This window comes from Alkalibaculum sporogenes, from assembly GCF_009362815.1.
Classification (GTDB): Bacteria; Bacillota; Clostridia; order Eubacteriales; family Alkalibacteraceae; genus Alkalibaculum_A; species Alkalibaculum_A sporogenes.
In genome coordinates, this window is sequence record NZ_WHNX01000003.1 from 103,077 (window position 1) to 120,854 (window position 17,778).

Genomic DNA, 17,778 nt, shown 5'->3' on the forward strand with positions numbered 1-17,778 from the left:
TAGTGTTAATATAGTTGCATATTAAGCAGAAAGGCGTGAAAATATGAGTAAATATTGGAGTAGACTTGCACAAAATTTAGAACCTTATGTTCCAGGTGAACAGCCTCAAGACAAAAAATACATTAAACTTAATACTAACGAAAATCCGTATCCGCCGTCTAATAAAGTAATCGATGCTATTAAGTTAGTTACAGATGATAAATTGAGTTTATATCCTGATCCAAATGGAAGTGAATTAAAGGAAGCCTTAGCAAACTATTATAATCTAGACAAAGATCAAGTCTTTTTAGGAAATGGTTCAGATGAAGTTTTAGCATTTTCATTTATGGCATTTTTTGATTCATCTGAGTCTATTATATTTCCAGATATAACTTATAGTTTCTACACTGTATATGCAAATATATTTAAAATTAATTATGAGTTAGTACCTTTGAATGAGGATTTTACATTACCTATAAAAGAACTGTATAAAAAAAATGGTGGTGTAATTTTTCCAAATCCCAATGCGCCTACAGGAAATTGTATACCACTTGAAGATATTGAGAAGGTATTAATTAAAAATATTAACAGAGTAGTTATAGTAGATGAAGCGTACATTGATTTTGGAGGAGATTCTGCAGTAGCTCTAGTGGATAAGTATCCAAATCTACTAGTGATTCAGACATTTTCTAAGTCTCGTTCTTTAGCAGGATTAAGAGTGGGATATGCACTTGGTAATAAAGATTTAATAGAAGGTCTAAATAGAGTTAAAAATTCAGTTAATTCATATACATTAGATAGGTTGGCTTTGAAGGGTGCCATTGCAGCTATAAATGACGAAAATTATTTTCAAGAAACAAGAAATAAAATTATGGATACGAGAAAGAGGATAACTTCTGAATTGATAAAGATAGGGTTTAATGTTATAGATTCAAAGTCAAATTTTTTATTTATTAACCACTCTTCTATAAAAGCAGTAGATATTTTTATGAAGTTAAGAGAGAGAGCTATTCTAGTGAGATACTTTAAAATGCCTAGAATAGATAATTACCTTAGAGTAACCATAGGTAATGATAAGGAAATGGACATTTTCATAAGAGAAGTATGCAAAATAGTCTATGAAAACAATCTATAACAAGAAAGCGCTTTCTACGCGTTTAAAAAATTTGGATTTTAGCGACCTAGTTAATAATAGAGTAAAGGAACGTCTATGAGGTCGTTCTTTTACTCTATTAACCAAAATTTTTAAATATAACTAAGAAACTACAAGTGATATGTGTCTGTGTTTGTAGAGGAGGGGTTTAGTGCTAATAATCCGCCATCTACTTGAATTGTTTGCCCAGTAAGATAATCAGATAAATCAGTAGCAAGAAATTCAATTACTTTGGCACAATCTTCTGTTGTACCAATCCTTCCTATAGGGACTTTTTTAACTAATTCTTCTACTTGGCTACTAAAATGAGCATCCCATTTGACTGTGCTAATATAACCTGGTGCAATCGCATTAACGGTAATACCATATTGTGCTAATTCTAGTGCTAGAGTTTTGGTAAGAGATATTACAGCTGCTTTTCCTGCTGCATAATGTGGTTGAACAACAAAAAGAGGCACATCCCCAGCTACTGATGAAATATTTATAATCTTTCCGCTACGTTGTTTTTTCATGATATTTGCCACGTGTTTAGAAAATATGAAAGTTGTGGTTAAGTTAATATCGATTACCTTCTTAAATTTTTCTACTGACATTTCAGTAGCAAGTCCAGGGCCAGCTCCACCAGTTCCACCAATATTATTTATAAGTATATCTATGTGACCAAACTCATTCATAGTAGATTTTACTACATCTACAACAAATTCTTCATCTGTGCCATCGCCTTGGAATGCAAGGGCTTTTACACCTAAATTCTCAAGTTCTTCTTTAACTGTATTTGCAGAAATATCTGATTCCTTGTAGTTTCCAGCAGTTAAGTCAATATCAGTGATGACGATATTAGCACCTAATTTAGCAAGTCTGAGTGCGTACTCTCTTCCTATACCTCGGGCAGCTCCTGTCACCATGGCTACTTTATTAATAAGTTTTTTTTCCATTTAATCTCCTTCCATTATCCAGTAATTTTAGGATAGGATAGTACATACTAATAAGTGTCATTTGGATTTAAATTTTCAATAGTGTCTGAAATCACGATTGTTGAGGGATTATAGGCTTCTTGAAATATTGTTATAGCTGAACGTATTCCTATTCCAAATCTACTGCATCCTGCATCAATCATCTTAAGCAAAGTATCAAGATCTCTGACACCTCCCGCAGCTTTAATTTGAGTAGAATCTCCAATGACTGATTTTATTAACTTTATGGTTTCCACAGTAGTTGGTTTTGGCGCCCACCCAGTACCTGTTTTAACGAATGTAACACCTGCTTCTACTGCAATCTCACTTCCTTTAGCAATTTCGTCATCTGTAAGGTATCCAACTTCTAATATAGACTTTACAGGTATACCTTCTGCGGCATCTACGACAGCTTTAATATCATCTTTAACTATATTGAATTTACCTGACTTTAAAGCACCTACATTAATGACCATATCGAGTTCTTTGCATCCTGTAGCAATCATTTCTTTAGCAGTAAGGACTTTGATTGAGGAAGTATCTGCTCCGGAAGGAAATCCGACAACACCACCAACCATTGTATTTGGTGAATCTATAAGCTTATCAACAAGATATTTTGTAAAGCAAGGCATAGCAAATGTACAGATACAGTTATATTTCTTCGCTACTTCTACTAGTTGGTCGATTTCAGAAAGTGTAACATCAGTTCTAACAGCACTAACGTCGATCATACGACCTATTTGTTTTAAGTCTCCATTAAATTGTTTCATTAATCAAACCTCCGTTTACTTGAAAAGATAATTATGTTTATCCCGCATTAACAGGCACTAAGACTCTCACTTCAAGATTTCAAGATAGTAAAGAAAGATAAGTGGGAGTTAAGTGCCTGTAAAAGCCGCGACATTCGCCAAATGAAAGCAAACTTTCATTTACGTATTTTAATAACTCCACAGTTAAATTAGCAAGCTATTTAACTGCTCCGTCATTAAGGTACTAGCGAAAACATGTTTTCGCTTGGCTTATTGTTTCGCGAGAACTAATATTAAGTAGGGGATGAAGAAAACCCCCTAATTAATAAAGTTTCTCTTTATATAGAAATATTAACATTACAGTAGTAAAAGGTCAAATTTAGCGAAGCTATCGTTTGCTAATGTTTTAAAAATACTCAATAAAGTTAGCTACTTTCAGATATATTTTTTTAAAAGTTCGAAGAACCTTTAAATGATAAAAAATAAAACTAAAAAGCGTGCTTTAAATAACTTTTCATGGGATTGCCGTGACATTGCAATTAAACTTACTAAATATATATGAATAATAATAAAAATCTATTGACAATGAAAATCATAGAGCATATTATATAAACTAAACATATACGAATTATACGTATTGGTATTTCGATGAAGGTGTGAGTGCATGAAAGGATTACATAAAAGTATCTCTATAATAGTTGTAGTAATGACGTTATTATCATTGCTGGTAGGTTGTAGTCCAGTTCAAGAAAAAGGAAAGGTAACACTTCTACATGTTTCATACGATCCTACCAGAGAACTATATCAAGAATATAACATTGCCTTCGTAAAGTATTGGAAAGAAACATCAGGGGAAGATGTAACCATCTTGCAATCTCATGGTGCTTCAGGTAGTCAAGGGAGGACTGTTTTAGATGGGAATCAGGCAGATATAGTAAGTCTAGCATTAGCTTATGATATTGACTCAATTAATAAAAACCAAGAGATTATTAATAAAGATTGGCAAAGTCGTTTGCCAAATAATTCATCACCTCATACTTCTACAATTGTATTTCTCGTTAGAAAGGGTAATCCAAAGAATATAAAAGATTGGGATGATCTAATTAAACCGGAGATAGAGATAATAACGGCTAGTCCTAAAACTTCTGGAGGTGCACGTTGGAATTATCTTGCAGCTTGGGGATATGCTCTTAAAAATAACGGCGGCAATGAAGAAAAAGCAAAAGAATTTATTGAATTAGTTTATAAAAATGTACCTGTACTTGATTCAGGAGCACGAGGATCAACTACAACATTTGTTGAAAGAGGATTAGGGGATGTACTAATTACTTGGGAAAATGAAGCGTATCTTGCTGTTAATGAAATTGATAAAGATGCATTTGAAATAGTCGTGCCATCTATGAGTATATTAGCTGAACCACCAGTTGCTGTCATTGATTCAGTAGTCGATAAAAAAGGAACACGTCAGGTGTCAGAGGCTTATCTTAAATACTTATATAGTACTGAGGGTCAGGAAATTGCTGCTAAAAATTATTATAGACCAGTTAATGAAGATGTAGCAAAAAAATATGCTTCAATTTTTCCAGAAATTATGCTCTTTACTATCGATGAAATTTTTGGAGGATGGACAAAAGCACAACAAAAACATTTTGTGGATGGTGGTATATTCGATCAAATTTATATTAAGTAAAGTGAAAATCTAACAAATATTTCACTTTTGAAAACCTAGAGGTGCTCAATTAACAAAGTATTATTAGTATAACAATTTAGGAGGCAAATTAATGAATTCAACAGTTAAGCCATTTAAACTAAAAGAGCATAGTGTTATACCTGGGTTTAATATTACCATGGGATTTACCTTATCTTACGTAACATTGATAATTCTAATTCCTGTTTCAATGGTTTTTGTAAATAGCTCTGGTATAGGGTGGGTGAATTTTTGGGAGTTAGCAACTAGCCAAAGAGTATTGTCTGCATTAAATGTATCTTTTGGTACTTCAGCAATAGCAGCAATAGTAAATGTATTTTTTGGACTTCTTATTGCATGGGTTATTGAAAGATATACATTCCCTGGAAAAAAAATAGTAGATGGATTAATTGACTTGCCTTTTGCATTACCAACTGCAGTAGCTGGTATCGCGCTTACAACACTTTACGCTCCAAATGGGTGGATAGGCCAGCTATTAGCTCCCCTTGGATTAAGAATGTCTTATACACCTTTGGGAATTACTATTGCACTAATATTTATTAGTTTCCCCTTTGTAGTTAGAACAGTTCAACCTGTGTTACAAAGCATAGATTTTGAAGTTGAAGAAGCAGCTATGTGTCTTGGAGCAACAAGGTTGCAAGTATTTAGAAAGATTATTTTTCCTGAACTACTACCTGCATTGATTACTGGTTTTGCCCTTGCTTTTGCTAGAGCTATAGGCGAATATGGTTCAGTTGTTTTTATATCGGGAAATATGCCACTAAAAACAGAGATTGTTCCACTCTTAATTAAAACCCAGTTAGAGCAGTATGATTACGCAGGTGCTACTGCAATTGCAGCAATGATGCTTGTAATATCGTTTTTAATGTTACTAGTTATAAATTTTTTCCAATGGTGGGTAAGCAATAGACATAAGTGATGATAGGAGTGATAAAGTGGCTAAGTATATCCCTTGTGTTAGAGGCACTAATCGAAATAATGTTAAACAAGATCCAATAGCTGTTCAAATCATACTTATTGGAATAGCATTATTGTTTTTTACGCTAATGCTATTGATACCTCTTTTTCTAGTATTTATAAAAGCATTTGAGCAAGGTGCTATGGTGTACTTTGCTGCAATAAGTGAGCCTATGGCTTTAGAGGCTATAAAACTTACATTTATTACAATGGCAATTGTAGTGCCGATAAATACTATTTTTGGATTAGTGGCAGCATGGTCTATAGCAAAGTTTAAATTTAAAGGTAAAAGTTTTTTAATAACAATCATTGATTTACCTTTCGCAATTTCACCAGTTGTTTCAGGACTAATATTTGTCCTATTATTTAGTACTACTCATGGAATTTTTGCTCCATTACTAAATGAATGGGGTATAAGTATAATTTTCACAAGAGCAGCTATTATACTAGTGACACTATTTGGAACACTCCCTTTTGTAGCAAGAGAAATTATTCCCTTAATGGAAGCACAAGGGACTACAGAAGAAGAAGCTGCTCTTACCCTAGGTGCAAGTGGTTTTAAAACGTTTTGCCTTATAACTTTTCCAAATATAAAATGGGCTTTATTATACGGAGTAATGCTCACTGCCGCACGGGCTGCTGGAGAATTCGGTGCAGTGTCAGTTGTATCAGGCCATATAAGAGGGCTTACAAATACAATACCTCTGCATGTGGAGATACTATACAATGAGTATCAATTTTCTGCTTCATTTGCAGTAGCAACACTTTTAACTGGCATAGCATTTATAAATATAATTATTAAAAATATTTCTGATTGGAAAATAAAGCAGCAAAAGATCTAGTTTAATTGTGTAGATAAGGAGCCAAATATCTGCTTGCGATGATATGACGATTCACAACAGAGGTGTAGTGTATTTTTGTAGTTTATAAAAATGAGGGGGGAGCAAGTTATGAGCATCGATATAATAAATATTACAAAATCATTTGATTCCTATGAGGCTCTTGGTGGTATTGATTTAAACATAAAAACTGGAGAATTAATTGCTCTATTGGGTCCGTCAGGTTCAGGTAAAACCACTCTTTTGAGAATCATTGCTGGACTTGAAACTTCTGATGGTGGAAGTATTGTTTTAAATGGTGAAGACAATACAGGAAGAAATACTCAAGATAGAAAGGTTGGCTTTGTATTTCAACATTATGCGCTTTTTAAACACATGACTGTTTTTGAAAACATAGCTTTTGGTTTAAAAGTAAGACCTTCTAAGTTACGCCCTAGTAAAGATGCTATTAATAAAAAAGTTTATGAATTACTAGGGTTGGTGAAGATGGAAGAGTTAGCTAATAGATATCCAGCACAGCTTTCAGGCGGTCAAAGACAGAGAATAGCTCTTGCAAGGGCTTTAGCTGTAGAGCCTAAGGTTTTGTTATTAGATGAGCCATTTGGAGCTTTAGATGCAAAGGTTAGGAAAGATCTTCGTAGGTGGCTACGAAATCTACATAATGAATACCCTATTACAAGTGTTTTTGTGACACATGATCAAGAAGAAGCTCTTGATGTGGCTGATAGAGTTGTGATTTTGAACAAAGGAAAAATAGAGCAAATCGGTACACCTGAAGAAGTATATGATAATCCTGCGAATCCCTTTGTTTATAACTTTCTTGGGAATGTAAATTTATTTCATGGAAGATTACATGAAGGAGTAGTAGAGGTAGGGGCTAATGATTATCAAATAAATACAGATGAAGTAAGGTATAGTCGTCCTCATGATATAGAAATAAAACTAGAAGAGCAAGGGGAAGGATATATTTCTGCTGAGATTGTGTTTATTAGGGCTATTGGGCCAATAGTAAATATAGAACTTAAAAGATTAGATAATGGAGATTATATCGAAGCCGAAATAGCCAAGGAAGTTTATAAGGAACTTGAATTTAAATCAAAGCAAATTGTATATATGAGACCTAAAGATTTTAAAGTGTTTGTACCAGAAGATTATGTAATCTAATGCTACTATAAAGGGGAAGGTAAAATGGAAGGATTTAATCTAGATAAACTAAACGCAGAATACGTACACAAGGAACCTAAAGAGATTATAAAATATATGGTTGAGAGAATAGGTGTTTCAAAAATTACACTGGCCTCAAGTCTTTCTATAGAAGATCAGGTTCTTACAGATATATTATTGAAAGTTAACCCTAAAGCAAGAATTTTCTTTATTGATACAGGTAGGCACTTTCAAAAAACTTACGATCTTATGGATGAGACTATGAAGAGATATAACTTCAACTATGAATTGTATGTACCACAAAGTGAAGAACTAGAAAAGATGGTTGCAGACTATGGGCCAAATTCTTTTTACGAAAGTGTAGAGTTGAGAAAAAATTGCTGTGAAATAAGAAAAGTTCGCCCATTACGAAGAGTACTAACTACTGTAGATGCATGGATTTGTGGTTTGAGAAAAGAGCAATCTCTTACTCGTCAAGATGTAGAAATTTTTGAGTGGGATAAAACACATTCTATTTATAAGATAAATCCTATTGCATACTGGAATGAAAAAGATCTTTGGAATTATATAAAAAGAGAGAATGTGCCTTATAGTGAATTGTATCACGATGGTTTTGCAAGTATTGGCTGCCAGCCATGTACAAGATCCATAAATAAAGGTGATGACCTTCGTAGTGGTAGATGGTGGTGGGAGGATGCTGATAAGAAAGAATGTGGATTACATTGGGATACGGATTTAGAAACAGAGATGATTTATACAGATACTAAGGGGGAAATAAAATGAATCATTTAGATAAATTAGAGGCACAAAGTGTTCATATACTTAGAGAAGCGTATAGGGAATTTAAGAGTATTTGTATGTTATGGTCAATTGGTAAAGACAGTACAGTTCTTTTATGGCTAGCGAGGAAAGCATTTTTTGGCCATGTGCCAATACCTCTAGTACACGTGGACACTCATTTTAAGATACCAGAGATGATTCAATATAGAGACGATCTAGCGTTTAAATGGAAATTAACGATGATTTACGGTGAAAATAGCAAGGCAATACTAGAAAAAAACACTTTTCCTGATGGAAAGATAGATCGTATCAGTTGCTGTAAAGCTTTAAAATCTGAAGCATTGAAAAACACGTTATCAGGAGAATGGGATCGATATATTATGGATCTTACAACAGGAAAATATATACCTGATATAAATAGAGACAGGTATACAGGCGTTATAGTAGGTGTAAGAGCAGATGAAGAAGGTAGTAGATCAAAAGAAAGATATTTTTCACCTAGAGACAAAGAAAATGACTGGGATGTAGGTGATCAGCCGCCAGAATTCTGGAATCAGTATAAAACAGATTTTGCGCCAGGTACCCATGTTCGTATACACCCACTTCTTGACTGGACTGAACTGAATATATGGGAGTATATTGAGAGAGAAAATATACCTATTACTTCACTATATTTTGATAGAGGAAGTGGCAAACGATATCGTTCATTAGGATGTTATCCATGTACTACACCAGTTGAATCAACAGCTACAAATGTAAGTGAAATTATTGAAGAATTAAAAAGTGGTAAATTTGCAAATATTGCAGAAAGATCTGGTCGGGCTCAAGATAAAGATGATGGTGGAGGTCTTGAAACGCTAAGAAGGGATGGGTACATGTAATATGAATACTAGAGAACAGATGAATATTGTAATAGTTGGACACGTAGATCATGGTAAAAGTACTGTAATTGGTAGATTGTTAGCAGATACAGGTTCTCTCCCAGAGGGTAAACTTGAATCTGTAAAGGAATACTGCAAAAAGAATTCTCGACCTTTTGAATATGCTTTTTTATTAGATGCATTGAAAGATGAACAGGCTCAAGGGATCACTATTGATACAGCAAGGTGCTTTTTCAAAACAGAAAGTAGAGATTATATTATTATTGATGCTCCAGGGCATATAGAATTTCTAAAAAATATGGTCACTGGAGCATCAAGGGCAGAGGCTGCGCTTCTCGTAATAGATGCGAAAGAAGGTATAGCAGAAAATTCAAAGAGGCATGGTCATATAGTCGCTATGTTAGGGATTAAGCAAGTAGTTGTACTAGTTAATAAAATGGATTTAGTGGATTTTGATGAGAATGTTTATAATAACATACGTACTGAATTTACGCGATTTTTAAATAAGATAAATATTAATCCAGTAGAGTTTATACCTATGAGTGCTTTTGATGGGGATAATGTAGCCGAAAAATCTTCTCGTGCTAAATGGTATGATGGACCTACAGTGTTAGAACAGTTGGATGTATTCGAAAATAAGAAAGAAAATAGTGAGCTACCACTGCGTATGCCAGTACAAGATATCTACAAATTTACTGGAGAAGGTGACGATAGACGAATTGTAGCTGGTACTATTTTAAGTGGGACTATTCGTACAGGGGATAAAGTGATCTTTTTACCTTCAAAAAAGAAAAGTACTATAAAAAGTATTGAAGGCTTTAATGTAAAGCACAGAGATACTGCTTATGCTGATGAAGCAACAGGGGTAACACTTAGCACTCAAATTTACATACAACCAGGTGAATTAATGGTTAAAGCAGATGAGAAACAGCCATCTCTTAGCTCTTGCTTTAAGGTAAATATATTTTGGGTTGGTAAAGCACCTTTTGTAAAGAATAAAAATTATAAATTGAAAATTGGAAATATGAAAATTGGAGTTAAACTCTTAGAGATATCAAGTATAATAGATGCAGCAGAACTTCAAATAGATACATTTAAGGATCAAGTTGAAAGGCATGATGTTGCAGAATGTATTTTGGAAACAGTAAAACCTCTAGCTTTTGATTCTATTTCAGATATTGATATGACAGGTAGATTTGTTATTGTAGATAATTATGAAATATCAGGAGGAGGAATAATACAACATAGTGTTGATAATGAGAATACCTTAATTAATTATATTGAAGATAGAGAATTTCAATGGGAGAAGGGTACTATCACTTCAGCACAGAGAAATACAGCTTATGGACATAAATCTAAGTTTATCGTTATTACCTCAGGAAATGAAGGTAATGAAAGTAGAATTCAAGACGTAGCTAAAGAGTTAGAAGAAAAATTATTTAAGATGAACTATAATGCTTATTATCTTGGTGTAGGAAGTATTCTACAGAGTATAGCTTCAGATATAGTATTAGACTATAGAGGTAGGGATGAACAGATAAGACATATTGGAGAATTAGCTAGAATTATGACAGATTCAGGACAAATTTTTATTACCACAGTATTTAATTTAGATGATTATGAGGCAGAAAAATTAAAATTATTAAACCAACCGCATGATATTTTAGTTATTAATATAGGGGAATCACCTTTTGACAGTTTTAAGCCAGATGCGTGCATACCTATAGAGGGTTCAGTTGACAGAGTATGTGATATTCTAAAGAATCAGGATATTATCCTTGAGTATTACCTGTAAACATAATTTTAGAGAATAAAGTGAAACTTTATTTTGCAGGGATTTTTCTCAGAAATCTTAGTGCCCGTAGTATGGGATAAAAAGATGGGTCGATTTGTAAATTGACCCATCTTTTTATAATGAGTTTATTGTTTTAACGAGAATATTTAGCTTTATCGCTTTTTCGCGTGCTACCTTTATAGGAACTCTTTGCTTTGCCCTTTCTATCCTCATAGCGTGAGGTAGCTTTGAGCGGTGCATGTTTTCGTGAATTTACTGTTTTTATTTCAGACGCTGTCTCTATTAATGGATAAGGGTGATCTTCAACTAGGGTTATGGATTTAGCTATTAACTTTTCAATACCTTTGAGCAAAGGTTTTTCTTCTTGATCACAAAATGAAATAGCAATTCCTCCAAGACCTGCTCTTCCAGTACGACCTATCCTATGTACATAGGTTTCTGGAACTTCTGGTAAATCGAAATTAAACACATGAGATAACTCCTCGACATCTATTCCACGGGCAGCTATATCTGTTGCTACTAATATTCTGGTTTTTCTCTCTTTAAAATTATTAAGGGCCAGTTGTCTCGCATTTTGAGACTTATTTCCATGAATTGCTTGAGATTGTAGGCCTGCTTTTTCTAAAGACTTAACTATTCTATCTGCTCCATGTTTTGTCCTAGAAAATACCAAGGCAGAGACGATAGATTTATTCTTTAGTAAGTGTATAAGTAATTGGGTTTTATTTTTTTTATTAACATAATATACTGTTTGTTTTATTAAATTAACTGTAGAAGCAACAGGTGTGATTTGTACTTTTATTGGATTTTTTAGTATAGAGTCTGCAAGTTTTGCAATTTCGTTAGGCATAGTAGCTGAAAAAAACATTGTTTGCCTATCATAAGGAATATACTTAATGATTTTTCTTACATCGTTAATCATTCCCATATCAAGCATAAGATCTGCCTCATCAAGTACGAAATACTTTATACTATTTAAACGGATAAACTTTTGATTTATTAAATCTAAGAGTCTTCCAGGTGTAGCTACTAAAATATCCACTCCTTTTAATAAAGCGTTAGTCTGGGGATGCTGTGATACACCACCATAGATAACTGTAGTTTTAAGACCTAAATATTTTCCGTAAGCACAAAAACTATCGTGGATTTGAATTGCTAACTCCCTAGTAGGGGCTAATACTAATGCTTTTATTTGTCTTGGTCCTTTTGTATTGATTTGATCATTTGATAGACCTTGTAGTATAGGTATTGCAAAAGCAGCAGTTTTACCTGTGCCTGTTTGAGCACATCCAAGTAAATCCATTCCTTCTAGTAAAGGTGGAATAGCTTTAGCTTGTATTGGTGTTGATGTTGTATAACCTTCGTTCTTTAAGGCCTTTTCAATAGGCTTAATTAAATTTAAGTTTTCAAATAACAATATAATTTCTCCTTTTAGTTAAACAATATTTACATATAGAGTAGAAAATTTTAAAATATATAAGATTATCCTGCGTTTTCACTTTATTTATCAAAACAACCGCCAGTTTTAGTGTTCTTATAGGCTTTTTTAGATCCTCCACTTGAATTTTTAATGTTTGCAGTAGGCTTTGTATTAGTATTGACCCTCTTACTATTTTGTTTCTTTTTTTCTTCAATTAATATTTTCATTCGTTTAATATTTTCAGTAGACATATGTTTGAACTCCTTTACCTTCCTATATGATAATTACATATTTTTTATTGTTTGCATAATTTATTGCGAATATTTTATAAATTTGTTGTTTGATTAACTAATATAACTACTCGTTAAATGTACTTATACCTATATAAAATAATATATAGACAAAAATTTTACCAAACAATTCTATTTTTACATGAGTGTTTATAGATGATATGCTTATATAAAGATGTTTTCCAAGGCTGATATCTGAGATCTTAAGTTTTTCGAAGATACAGAATTTTACAATAGAGAATATGCATTTCATTTAAAAGTATAACTTAATAAACCAGATATGTATATAAGTAATTATATAATTTCTTAATCTATGTGTTTAATAATAAAATTGCAAGATAATCTTGAGAAAAATAGCAATGGTTATAGCTACAAAGAAATTACAAATTTACACTAATTTATTATTATGTATGATATAATATGCGAAACAGCAGATTGGCTCGCAGAATTCAAGTCATTTTCCGTGCTTGCACGAGAAAAGGAAATGAATTCTATGAGCAAGTGCCAACGACCAAAACAGCGAAGCTGTTGAGGTGAAGTCTGCAGCAGATTGGCTCGCAGAATTCAAGTCATTTTCCGTGCTTGCACGAGAAAAGGAAATGAATTCTATGAGCAAGTGCCAACGACCAAAACAGCGAAGCTGTTGAGGTGAAGTCTGCAGCAGATTGGCTCGCAGAATTCAAGTTATTTTCCGTGCTTGCACGAGAAAAGGAAATGAATTCTATGAGCAAGTGCCAACGACGGTCACAGCGAAGCTGTTGAGGTGAAATCTGCAGCAGATTGGCTCGCAGAATTCATATCATTTTGCGTGCTTGCACGAGAAAATAGGGGGAAGTTATTTGTTTAATAAACTTATTAAAAGCTATAGATTAAGAAAAAGCAGAAAACTTATTATAGCAATGAAAAGTTTAGAAAATATACCTGATGGAGTTTTTTGGGTAGATAAAAATAGACAAATCATGTATGTTAATAGTTCAGCCTGTAAAACATTAGGGTACAGTAAAAGTGATTTGATGGCAATGACGGTAGGTGAAATTGACGGCTCAGAAGAGTATAAAGAGATAGAAAATTATAAACAATTACAAAATGATATTAAAGAGGGAGAAATAACTCATTTTACCACATACCATAAGCATTCAGATGGACATTTAATTCCCGTAGAAATAGTATCTGCTAGTATCGAATTAGGAGAACAAGATATGGGATTAGCTATAGTAAGGGATATTACAGAGCGAATTAAACTTGAAAATGAAATAAATAACGCTTACATCCATTTATCACTTTTAAATCAAATATACGAGTTCAGTGAGACTAATATAGAAGAATTAGATATTCAGAGTTTATTAAATCAAACTATCGGGCTACTGCAAAAAGAATTTAAGGGTAGTGGTATCGTATTTCATTTATATAATGATTGTCGCAATGAATTAATTTTGTATGATAGCATAGGTTTAGAGAAAGAAATAAAAAGTAAACTAAAAACTTTACCTAAAGAGTTTATTAGGAAATCGAATATAGATTATTCATACAGTTTTAATTATAATGAATTTATTACAGAGGAGGAATTAGCGCTTTTAATTAATAGTGATTATTTAAACTCCACATTTTCTCCTATTTTCGTCAATAAAAAGTTTTATGGTGGAATTAGTATACTTAACAAAGACAGTCAGTTTATCAATGTAAAGAATAAAGAACTAGTCGCATCAGTATGTACACAATTAAGTACAATAATTAAGAATCTACAACTTAGAATCACTTTAAACGATGAGCTAGATAAACATAAAAAGACAGGAGAAATGCTCAAAGAAGTTAATGATGAATTAGAAAAGTCTGCTTACTTAGATCAGTTAACTAATGTATGGAATAGAAGGTATCTTTTAAATAATGTCAATGCTCAAATAGATATGATTAATAGCCAACAAAGTAAAATAGCGCTCTTGCTGCTTGATATTGATTATTTTAAACATATTAACGATAACTTCGGTCATAAGGTAGGTGATGATGTTCTTATTGAATTTGCAAATCTAATAAAAAATCAGATTCGCAGTAGTGATATATTAACTCGTTGGGGTGGAGAAGAATTCCTAGTTTTAGCTCCTCATATGAATGCACATGATGCTATGCAATATGCAGAGAGACTTAGAAAATCCGTGGCAGAACATAAATTTAGTATTATAGGTTCAATGACTGTAAGCATTGGAGTTGCAGAATTAGTAGAATTTGAAAGTTTAGATTGTTGGATAAATAGAGTTGATAGTGCACTATATATAGCTAAGGATTCAAATAGAAATAAAGTAGTATTAAGTGAAGTATAATAAAGCTGCTATAACTTTAATAAGTATAGCAGCTTTGTTGTATTTACAGAGTTATTGAGTCTTAGCCTTAGTTGGTATAAGTCTATAGGATTGAACTAACACGGTAGGGATTAGTGACCCTAATACAATAATAAACCATTTATATGAATCCAGGGGCATCGTTCCTATAACTGTATTGAAAAATGGAACATACACTACTATTAGCTGAAGCAAAACAGAACTTACTAATGCTCCTATTAAATATGGATTTCTAAGTAGACTTTTATCTATACCAAAGCTATTTTTATGTCTAACATTAAATATATGAAAAAGTTGTCCAAAAGCCATAGTAGAGAAAGTCATGGTTCTACATATTTCAATTGAATAACCTTGAGAGATACCATAAACAAAGACTGCTAATGAGCCAAGACTTATTAATATTCCGTTTCCAGCTATTTTTAATAGAAATTTTTTATTTACTATAGAAGCTTTCGGATCTCGAGGTTTTCTCTGCATAATATCTGATTCTCCAGGTTCCCAAGCTAGAGACATTGCTGGCAGTATATCTACTACCAAGTTTAACCAAAGAATCTGAAGAGCTAAAATCGGCATTGGTAACCTAAATATAATGGTTAAAAGTACTGCTAAGATTTCAACTACATTACAAGAAAATAAAAAATATACAAATTTTTCTATATTTTCAAAGATAACTCTACCTTCTTTTACTGCATCGACGATAGTTGAGAATTTATCATCGGTGAGAATCATGTCAGAGGCATCTTTAGCTACTTCAGTACCTCTTATTCCCATTGCAATACCAATATCAGCTCCATTTAAAGCAGGGGCATCATTGACACCATCTCCCGTCATTGCAGTTACTTGGTTATCTATGTTTAAAGCTTTTACAATCTGAAGTTTATTTTCAGGTGAGACTCTAGCAAAAATTGAAGTAGTCATGATTTCTTTTGCCAATTGATCTACAGACATATTATCCATTTCTTTGCCTGTTATTACTTTAGTAGCATTTGATATACCGACTTTGTCTGCAATTATTCTAGCTGTTTTAGGATGGTCTCCAGTAATCATAATTACTCTTATACCAGCATCTTGTGTTTCTTTAATAGCTTGTTTAACATCTTCTCTAGGAGGATCAATAATTCCTGTAAAACCAAGTAAGTCTATACCTTTTGTCATATGGATACGCATAGATTCTTCAGAACCATTTCCATCGTACCCTTTTATCTCCGCAATAGCTAAAACTCTCATCCCTTTTTCAGCAAAACTTTCGTTTACACCTGTTAATTCTTTAATTTTATCGTTGTCAAAGTTTGCCAAGTCTATAAGAACATCAGGTGCACCTTTAAGATACATTGTTTTAGTTCCGTCTTCATGCATGTAAGCGGTAGCCATGAATTTCTCTTTAGAACTAAATGGAATTTCTCCGATTCTTTTATATCCATTTTTTTCAAGTATAGATTTTTCTATAGAAGCTTTTTTTCCTAGTACTATTAATCCACCTTCAGTAGGATCACCAATGACACGATATTCATTATTTTCATTTACAATGGTAGCATTGCTACAAAGTACTCCCGCGATAATTAAGGAGTTTAAGCTTGATTCTGATTTAGGCTCAATGACATTACCATCCTCAGAGATATCTCCCTTAGGAACATATCCCAAACCTTCTATTTCGTATTGTTTTTTATCAGAAGTATAAACAACTTTAACTGTCATTTGGTTCTCTGTTAATGTACCTGTCTTATCTGTGCAGATTACCGTTGTCGAGCCTAGTGTTTCAACAGCTGACAGGCTTTTAACCAACGCGTTATGAGTTGACATAGTTTTCATACCTACTGCAAGGGTAATAGTAGATACAGCAGGTAAAGCTTCTGGAATAGCAGCAATAGCTAAAATAACCCCTATCTTAATAACTGAGTAGATTTCATCTCCAGATAATATTCCTACGATGGAAACTACTAAAGCTACAAATGCAGCGAAAATTATAAGAGCTTTTCCAAGGCGATCTAATTGTATTTCAAGGGGAGTAGAACTCTTTTCATTGTTATTGAGCATATCACTTATTTTACCAATTTCTGTATCCATGCCTGTTGCAGTTATTATTGCATAAGCATTACCACGAGTGGCAGCAGTTCCTGTATAAACCATGTTTTTTCTATCTCCGATAGTAGTGTCGTCTTCTGCCAAAAAATCGTGTTCTTTTTCAACGGCTTCAGCTTCACCAGTTAAAGCTGACTCAATAGATGCAAAGTTTTTACTTTCAATAATTCTTGCATCTGCTGTTATAGAATCGCCTGTTTCTATAAATATTAAATCGCCAAATACAAGTTTTGAAGATTCAATTTCAATAATTTCAGAATCTCTTTTTACTTTAGATACTGTTTTTATCATATTCTGAAGTGATTCTACAGATTTTTGAGCTTTATATTCTGAAATAAAGCCTGATAACACAGCTATAACTACTGCTACGATTATTGCAAAACCCTCAATAGGGTCTCCCATTAGAAAGGAAACAACAGAAGCTAAAATAAGAAGATATACAATTATATTATTTATATTATCAAATAAAATTTTCAATACAGAAATCTTTTCACCTGATTCTATAATATTAGCGCCAAACTCACTTAATCTTTTTTGAGCTTCTTCTGAACTTAAGCCTGAGTCTAGATTAGAATTAGTATGTCTAACGATTTCGTCAATTGACATGGTATAAGGGTTTTTGATTTTGCTGTTCATAGAATTCTCCTTTTTAGATTAATTATTTACATAGATAAATTTTATTTAAAATATTTAATTTG

14 protein-coding genes are annotated in these 17,778 nt (G+C 32.9%); 9 read left to right on the top strand and 5 right to left on the bottom strand.

Annotated elements, in window-relative coordinates:
- Positions 1 to 43: 43 nt before the first annotated feature.
- Positions 44 to 1,114, top strand: coding sequence for a histidinol-phosphate transaminase (gene hisC / locus GC105_RS02485; RefSeq protein WP_152801354.1), 1,071 nt, complete (start codon positions 44 to 46; stop codon positions 1,112 to 1,114).
- Between the two features lie 128 nt (positions 1,115 to 1,242).
- Here the strand turns inward: hisC and GC105_RS02490 are convergent, their stop codons facing one another.
- Both GC105_RS02490 and deoC read right to left on the bottom strand, forming a co-directional pair.
- A complete protein-coding gene (locus GC105_RS02490) occupies positions 1,243 to 2,067 on the bottom strand; it encodes an SDR family NAD(P)-dependent oxidoreductase (protein ID WP_152801356.1) in 825 nt (274 codons plus the stop codon).
- 47 nt (positions 2,068 to 2,114) lie between these two features.
- On the bottom strand, positions 2,115 to 2,855 hold the full coding sequence (gene deoC, locus GC105_RS02495; RefSeq protein WP_152801358.1) for a deoxyribose-phosphate aldolase: 741 nt from the start codon (positions 2,853 to 2,855) through the stop codon (positions 2,115 to 2,117).
- A gap of 643 nt (positions 2,856 to 3,498) precedes the next feature.
- Here deoC and GC105_RS02500 point away from each other — a divergent pair.
- The 7 genes from GC105_RS02500 to GC105_RS02530 all read left to right on the top strand — a co-directional run bounded on the left by GC105_RS02500 (position 3,499) and on the right by GC105_RS02530 (position 10,958).
- Positions 3,499 to 4,524, top strand: a complete 1,026-nt coding sequence (locus GC105_RS02500) for a sulfate ABC transporter substrate-binding protein (protein ID WP_152801360.1) — start codon at positions 3,499 to 3,501, stop codon at positions 4,522 to 4,524.
- 91 nt (positions 4,525 to 4,615) lie between these two features.
- Positions 4,616 to 5,461 carry a sulfate ABC transporter permease subunit CysT gene (cysT, locus tag GC105_RS02505; protein ID WP_152801362.1) on the top strand — a complete coding sequence of 282 codons (846 nt, stop codon included), beginning with the start codon at positions 4,616 to 4,618 and terminating at the stop codon, positions 5,459 to 5,461.
- A 76-nt stretch (positions 5,462 to 5,537) separates the two neighbouring features.
- Positions 5,538 to 6,341, top strand: a complete 804-nt coding sequence (gene cysW / locus GC105_RS02510; RefSeq protein WP_425481513.1) for a sulfate ABC transporter permease subunit CysW — start codon at positions 5,538 to 5,540, stop codon at positions 6,339 to 6,341.
- Positions 6,342 to 6,449: 108 nt separating this feature from the next.
- Entirely contained in the window at positions 6,450 to 7,502 is a 1,053-nt protein-coding gene (locus GC105_RS02515; protein WP_152801364.1) for a sulfate/molybdate ABC transporter ATP-binding protein, read from the top strand.
- A gap of 24 nt (positions 7,503 to 7,526) precedes the next feature.
- Positions 7,527 to 8,285 (top strand): phosphoadenylyl-sulfate reductase, encoded by a 759-nt coding sequence (locus GC105_RS02520; protein ID WP_152801366.1) that lies wholly within the window; start codon positions 7,527 to 7,529, stop codon positions 8,283 to 8,285.
- Positions 8,282 to 9,163 (top strand): sulfate adenylyltransferase subunit CysD, encoded by an 882-nt coding sequence (cysD, locus tag GC105_RS02525; protein WP_152801368.1) that lies wholly within the window; start codon positions 8,282 to 8,284, stop codon positions 9,161 to 9,163. The genes GC105_RS02520 and cysD overlap by 4 nt, the downstream gene beginning before the upstream one ends.
- 1 nt (position 9,164) lies before the next feature.
- The gene (locus tag GC105_RS02530; protein ID WP_152801370.1) at positions 9,165 to 10,958 is read left to right on the top strand and encodes a GTP-binding protein; all 1,794 of its coding nucleotides are present in this window, start codon (positions 9,165 to 9,167) and stop codon (positions 10,956 to 10,958) included.
- 133 nt (positions 10,959 to 11,091) lie between these two features.
- Here GC105_RS02530 and GC105_RS02535 read toward each other — a convergent pair whose 3' ends face one another.
- Positions 11,092 to 12,375: a DEAD/DEAH box helicase gene (locus tag GC105_RS02535; RefSeq protein WP_152801373.1), complete on the bottom strand. Its 1,284-nt coding sequence runs from the start codon at positions 12,373 to 12,375 to the stop codon at positions 11,092 to 11,094.
- Between the two features lie 83 nt (positions 12,376 to 12,458).
- On the bottom strand, positions 12,459 to 12,629 hold the full coding sequence (locus GC105_RS16760) for a hypothetical protein (protein WP_193708251.1): 171 nt from the start codon (positions 12,627 to 12,629) through the stop codon (positions 12,459 to 12,461).
- Between the two features lie 878 nt (positions 12,630 to 13,507).
- Here GC105_RS16760 and GC105_RS02540 point away from each other — a divergent pair.
- Positions 13,508 to 14,983: a sensor domain-containing diguanylate cyclase gene (locus tag GC105_RS02540; protein WP_152801375.1), complete on the top strand. Its 1,476-nt coding sequence runs from the start codon at positions 13,508 to 13,510 to the stop codon at positions 14,981 to 14,983.
- A 51-nt stretch (positions 14,984 to 15,034) separates the two neighbouring features.
- Here the strand turns inward: GC105_RS02540 and GC105_RS02545 are convergent, their stop codons facing one another.
- Positions 15,035 to 17,716, bottom strand: coding sequence for a cation-translocating P-type ATPase (locus GC105_RS02545; RefSeq protein ID WP_193708252.1), 2,682 nt, complete (start codon positions 17,714 to 17,716; stop codon positions 15,035 to 15,037).
- Positions 17,717 to 17,778 lie beyond the last annotated feature (62 nt).